Origin of the sequence: Marinobacter sp. SS5-14b (assembly GCF_030541005.1) — a bacterium.
GTDB lineage: Bacteria > Pseudomonadota > Gammaproteobacteria > Pseudomonadales > Oleiphilaceae > Marinobacter.
In genome coordinates this window covers 1-5,923 of record NZ_JASSVM010000021.1, presented here as the reverse complement: position 1 = coordinate 5,923, position 5,923 = coordinate 1, and the positions used below count along the sequence as shown (strand labels likewise).

At 50.7% G+C, this 5,923-nt stretch carries 4 protein-coding genes; 3 read left to right on the top strand and 1 reads right to left on the bottom strand.

Annotated features, from left to right (window positions below; translation table 11 throughout):
• Positions 1-825: 825 nt before the first annotated feature.
• A complete protein-coding gene (locus QPL95_RS18205; protein WP_303292339.1) occupies positions 826-2,013 on the bottom strand; it encodes a hypothetical protein in 1,188 nt (395 codons plus the stop codon).
• A gap of 217 nt (positions 2,014-2,230) precedes the next feature.
• On the opposite strand from QPL95_RS18205, the gene QPL95_RS18200 reads away from it, so the two are divergent.
• The 3 genes from QPL95_RS18200 (at position 2,231) to QPL95_RS18190 (ending at position 5,841) form a co-directional block, all read left to right on the top strand.
• The gene (locus QPL95_RS18200) at positions 2,231-3,514 is read left to right on the top strand and encodes a hypothetical protein (RefSeq protein ID WP_303292338.1); all 1,284 of its coding nucleotides are present in this window, start codon (positions 2,231-2,233) and stop codon (positions 3,512-3,514) included.
• A gap of 9 nt (positions 3,515-3,523) precedes the next feature.
• Complete coding sequence (locus QPL95_RS18195) at positions 3,524-5,125, top strand: MBL fold metallo-hydrolase (RefSeq protein ID WP_303292337.1); 1,602 nt, start codon at positions 3,524-3,526, stop codon at positions 5,123-5,125.
• A gap of 545 nt (positions 5,126-5,670) precedes the next feature.
• Positions 5,671-5,841 carry a hypothetical protein gene (locus tag QPL95_RS18190; protein ID WP_303292336.1) on the top strand — a complete coding sequence of 57 codons (171 nt, stop codon included), beginning with the start codon at positions 5,671-5,673 and terminating at the stop codon, positions 5,839-5,841.
• Positions 5,842-5,923: the final 82 nt, after the last annotated feature.

The following is a 5,923-nucleotide window of genomic DNA, read 5'->3' as shown; positions in this document are numbered from 1 at the left end:
GGCGGCGACAACTTCGCCAGCACGGCGGCTTTACGTTCTTCGGAATAACGAGGCACTATCAACACCTGAACCGCCCAACTGGTTAAAAATTAAGTAGTGCCAACTATCCTGCCAGAGGGGGTCTGTGGAGGCCCTTTGGTTGAAACCAATTTGGTAGCCGCGGTGACACCGCGTTGGGGGAGGGCTTTCGATGCTCAGCCTCGATCACATGTGACGTGAGGCTGACAAGAGCTATCCCAGGATCTTATAGAAATCGCGAACGCATGGACTTTGCGGATGCAGTTTGGCCCGCAGGGCCTTTGGTAGGGATGAATCCAGAAAGGAAATATGTATAAGGACTGCCCTGCTGGGCACTTTGGTTTGACCGATAAGCGATCAATCTTGGAAATGCTGTTGGGTTTTACGGTGCCAGCTACACGCGGAGGCTGATGCCTCAATTCTGTTTTTAACTTTGCCTGCCGAGATACTGATTGTCCAGCAGAGTTAACGCAATTTTTACGTGTTTTCAAAGCCTTGGCCTTGAGCGTGAAGCTTTGGGGAGCAGAGTCGCCGATCGAGTGTCCTCCAAGTGGCCTCCAAGTGGCCTCCAAGTGGCCTCCAAGTGGACTCAGAGAGAACGTTTAAATTTTTATCCGACTGCTGACTAAAGGCCGTAGACTCGTAAGTGCATTTGGAGTCCACTACGGTGCTAGTTCCGTCGATATTGGCTGTCGTGACCCTGTTTGCCGCCAGTTCTCACTTTTGTCGAACCATGCCCAATTACTGTATTTCAAGGTGATGAGCCCGTCGCGGGCCACTCCGACCAAAGGCAGTCCGCCTCCAAGTTTAATAATAAGGACCCGGCGACTTAGGCTCCGGGCTATCGAGAATAATATCGGATACAGCGATCAATGGGTCGATGCAATCCGCTTTGATCCGAGCCCAGCTCAACCAGTCTGCGAGTTCTTCGTCGAGCTTGCCGTTTCGGGTCGCAGACCGTTCAACGGCCTCGATGTATTGCCGCAACCGTTCAGATTCCTGCCACTGGGCTGCGTTGACCTTAAGTCTTGCGACCTGACTCTGTTCGTGTTTTCGGAGCGCTATTTGCCGGTCATACCGATCTTTAGTTTCTTGCCAGGCCCTGCGTCTGCGTTCTTGTTTCTCGGCCTGGATGCGATATTCCTCAATCAGATCCAATGCCCCGGCAACAACCTGATGCAGTCGCTGCTCTAACGATGTCTTGGGCGTGTCTCCCCAGTTTCTCGATGGGTAAGCTCCGATCGATATCGTGAGTTTTCCAGTAGGGTGGTAATCGTAATCAGGTGGTCCGGGGTATTCATTACCGATTCCCCAGCCATGCGAGGAGGAGCGCCAGCGATCGATGGCTTTTTTCTCAGCCGCAGTGACCTCGTGTTTTGTTCGCGTCACATGCTCGCTTATTCTTAATGCGAGTGCGGTTTCGCCCAAGCCAACGAGGGTGAGGTTTTTTTCAGCGTCGACCCACACCTTTATGCCCCGGCACTCAAAGGCTTTTATCAAGGCATCACCTATCAACAGGGCCCGATCAAGGGCTCCGTGAGTCACCTCGAAATGAAGTACTTCTCCGGGGGCCGAACGAAGACCCTTGTAGTCATCGCAACCCGTTTTTCGCCGTAGCGTTTTAGAAGCAGCTCGGATCAATGGGTGCGGTGATTGAAGTTCCTCCGCTACATCGATGAAGCCGACACGATCTTTGGCTGTAAGCGCAATCTTCTGGGCTTTGCCGGGGGTGTCGGGGTCGTGAGTGGGCGATCGGCTGAGGGGTAACGAGCAATCATCAAACTTCTTCGCAGTTGGTAATGGGGGCTTTTTCGGTGAGTGTCCGGCCCTCACTTTGGCCCAGTAGCCGCGGGGAGGTAGTGGTATTTTGTATTTTCGACACACCTTCCCGAGCGCGACTCCTGAGATTCCGTAGTGAGGCGCGATCCGGGAGACGGGCTCAGCCCAAACTTCTTCGTAAAGCGATTGCCGGGTGATTTGGTCGTTTTGCTCCACGGAACCCCCTGGGTATCAAAAGGCGATGTTTTTCCTGTATAGACCAATGAACACTGAGAATGCCAGTGACCCGAAAATGCATACCTCCAGTGCAATTGAAGCAGGATGGATTGAAAAGCTATCTATACGGAAACAATTACGGTTAAATTACGATATTAACGTAATTGAATTTTGGTAGTGTCGTTCGTGATGATTAACCAACGACTGGAGATACAGAATGCTTGAGAACGTGAACCTGTCCGCCTCAGAAACCGAGCAATTGCTGAGACACGCGCTTGCATCGCCCAAGCGAATTAATAGTCAACGTTTAGCGCTTGAGCTTGATGTTACTGCCTCTCGAATATCGGAAGGATTGAAGGGTAAGTGGCACTTGAAGCCACATCAAAAAGAACATCTGATTGAGAAATACGGTCAGCCGCGAGGCGTTCCGGGGCAGTATGTTTTTGCAGAGGTTGCAGACTCGATATCCGACTTTCTTGATGACGAAGAGGCCATATCTAGGAAAAGGCATGTTGATCACATCCTGAATACGTTAAGCGATCCAGACTTCCTGCACCAGCTTGCAAGATCAATAACTCCACTGCCGACTGGCGTCTGTGAGTTACCGACTTTAAAGCCAGCTGAAGTCCGCGAGAAGCTGTCCCGTTTTGAGAAGTTTTTATTGAGTGCAGAATTTTCTGAATGGCTTGAGGCCGTTAAACGGAGATACCGCAGATTCGATAAAGAGAAACCGGCACCAGATGATATTGAAGAGTTTTTTTGGGCGTCGACCCACGTTGACATCGAATTTCTTGATGAGATTCCTGTCTCGGGGGGGCGTTCGGATTTACCCCGCAATAAGGGGTTAGAGAAGAAAGCGCTAGGCTACGGAGTAGGTTTAGGGCCGCAAAACCTAAATACACTTGATCTGGTATCAGTGGGCGCGGCTTTTCTATTGCTGCAAGAGGAACAGTGTTACCAGAAAGCTGGTCTTGCAAAGCCGCTTTCCTTGAATAACCCACCCAAGAGGCGGGACCTCGTCGAAAGAGTTGAGTTTGTCCTTACCGGCGACCTGATCCGGGAGGAGCAAAGCGAGTTTAAGAGCGCAAAGCTCGGCCTCCCGTTTTCAGAAGAAAGCATTTTCAAAGTGCCGGGGAATCGACCTCAGCAAGTGATATCTCCTACGTTTGAGCGCATGGGGCGCTTGGAATTCCCTAGCTTGAGTACATGCTCAAACTGGGACTTGGACTATTGGACCACCTACCGGGTTCGTCTGTTTCTAAGTCGTGACTGTAACTACAGCCTGGTGATTGAACTTGGTAACGATCAGCTCTCAATGGTGCCCGCGGGCTTTCATCATCCTTTGCGTACCATCGTTATTCCAAAGATTTCCGGCAGGCACGTACTGGACCATTTGAATGCACTCAGAGAGTGGCTGGGCCTAGATGCTCTGCCGGAGCAAACCATCAAAGAAGAAATCGCTCAAGCTGGCGGTTATGTTCCTGGCGCAAGAATTCTCTGAGGTGAACTGATGCTTAAAGTAAAATTTGTAGGCGCGATTCAGGGTGTGACCGGTTCTTGTAGTTGGCTTTGGCATACGGAGTCAGATACCCAGTTCTTGGTGGACTGTGGGATTCATCAGGGGCCCCACCATATTGAGTGGTTAAACCGCAAAGCCTTTCCATTTAACCCGGCTGAGATTCAGTACGTGCTGCTCACTCATGCTCATATTGATCATTGTGGGCTGATACCCAAACTCGTGTCCGAGGGATTCCGGGGCTGGGTCTACTGCACTCAAGCAACGAAGGAGGTTGCGACTGAGTTGCTGGCTGATGCTGCGAATCTTTCGCAGCTGTACTCCCAAGATGATGTTGATGGGATCAATTGGCATGTGATCGATGGAGGAGACTTCAGTTGGGGGCGCATTTTGACTCTCTCAGAGGACTTAATAGCGACGTATAACCGAGGTTCGCATGTTTTGGGGGGCTGTTCGGTTTCAGTCTCATGGGCGAAAGAGCCGGGAGCCAAGCTAAAGGACTTTGCATCCATCCATTTTAGTGGGGATCTCGGTTGCCAAACTGACGACAACCCTTATCTTCCGCTACTGAAAGCGGACCACAGCCCGTATCCGAACGCCGAATATATCGTTACCGAGTCAACCTACGGCAATAGACGCCGGGAGGCGAAATGTTGGCAAACCAGAACCTCGAATTTAGCGGACATTATTTGCCGAACTGTCTGTCAAAAAGGCGGAAAGGTATTGATTCCTTGTTTTGCATTCCATCGAATGCAGGAGCTCATCGCCGACCTCTGGACGATCGCTGCGAACCAGGATGAGCGCCTTCAATGGGAGCTGCCTGACACGTCGCAGCTTAGGGTTCTATGCCATAGCCCTCTGAGCAATCGAATCAATCGTGTTTATTCCGAACAGCTGGGTAAAGTGTTGAAGAATGGAAAAATGCAGTACTTAAGCAATGAGCTAACCCAGAGGGCCTTTTGCACTAACCAAGATATCGTCGAGCTTTATGGGGCTCTGCATAAAGGAAAATCGGTAACAAATCAGAGGATGACGTTCGGTGCGGCAGCCTCCGTTCGGGTAAGTGGAACAATGAGTCCATGTGAACATAATCTGAAGAGTGCCGATGTCATACTGGCGAGTTCCGGGATGTGTGATCGAGGACCATCCTCAGAGTACCTCCGACTCCTCAAGGATGACCCAAAGAACACAATCATATTAACCGGTTTCCAAGCGGCAGGCTCTGCTGGCAGGGCGCTTTTGGAAGGAAATCAAGATGGTGCCGAGGTTGTTGATATGTCGTCGCACTATTCTGGCCATGGCGATCAAGATCGTTTGATAGATAACGTATTTGAGCTCGGCGGATATCCGGCTGCATCAAAAGGAACGACCGTCTTCATAAACCATGGCGTGCCTGATAGTAAAGACGCGCTCCAGCAAGCTATTCTGGACCGCAGTGCTACAGCTCGCCCGGGGGACAGGCAAATTGAGCAAGTATTGATAGCTGATAGCAAGTGGTTCGATTTGACCAAGGGGGCCTATATTGATGAAGCCGAGGACCCTCAATCTATCGAAGCAGAAATCAGGCGTCTTCAAGCATTGCTAGATGGCTGCTAATTGCTTGGAGTGGTTTCTTTGTTTATGAGTACTAGAAGCCTATATCTGGCCCGCAATCGTGATATGTGTTCTTGGAGTAGACCGAGAGGCGTGATTGATGATCACCTTGACCTCGGTGAGAGAGGACCTCCAGTAACTGCCCTGATCCGGATTCCAGCCACGGTGATCCTGTAGTCGGATGACTGTGGCAACCAAGGCTTTGGCTTGTGATTCCGGTTTCATGGATGCCGCCGACTAATCATAGAAAACGTTAGCCCTCAAACGATCTGCAGCTTCTTGAGCGGCTTTCTTTTTCCCACACAACATGAGAACCTCTGTTATGGCGAAGCTGCCGGAATGGATCGAGGACAATAACCGCAGCCACCCACACAAGGGGCTGAAAATGAAATCACCCTGAGAGTACCGGGCGGAACTGGCATCAAATGAATGGAATGGTGTCCGGCTTAGCGAGGGCAACTAGACGGCCCAATCTTTTGTATAAACAATGTCCGGGACACGATGTGTCGTATCGCTTTGCTACCCTAAAGAAACGAACAGGAGGAGCCATGAGCACCGTACTGAAAGCTGCCAGTATTTCCCGCGCGCTGTTTGAGTTTGACCCTATGCGTACCTGCTGCAAGGAAAATGATTGTTTTGACGAATATGATCGCGCAGCAGAGAGTGTCGAAGAACGGTTGGGAGCCTGTAAACCAAATTGTGTAACTGCCCACGACTGAGTAATCTTTTCAAAAGGATACCATCGTGGGTACACAAGTGGACCAAGAAAAACTCAAAGCTATGGCTGCCGAGCTGGCCAAG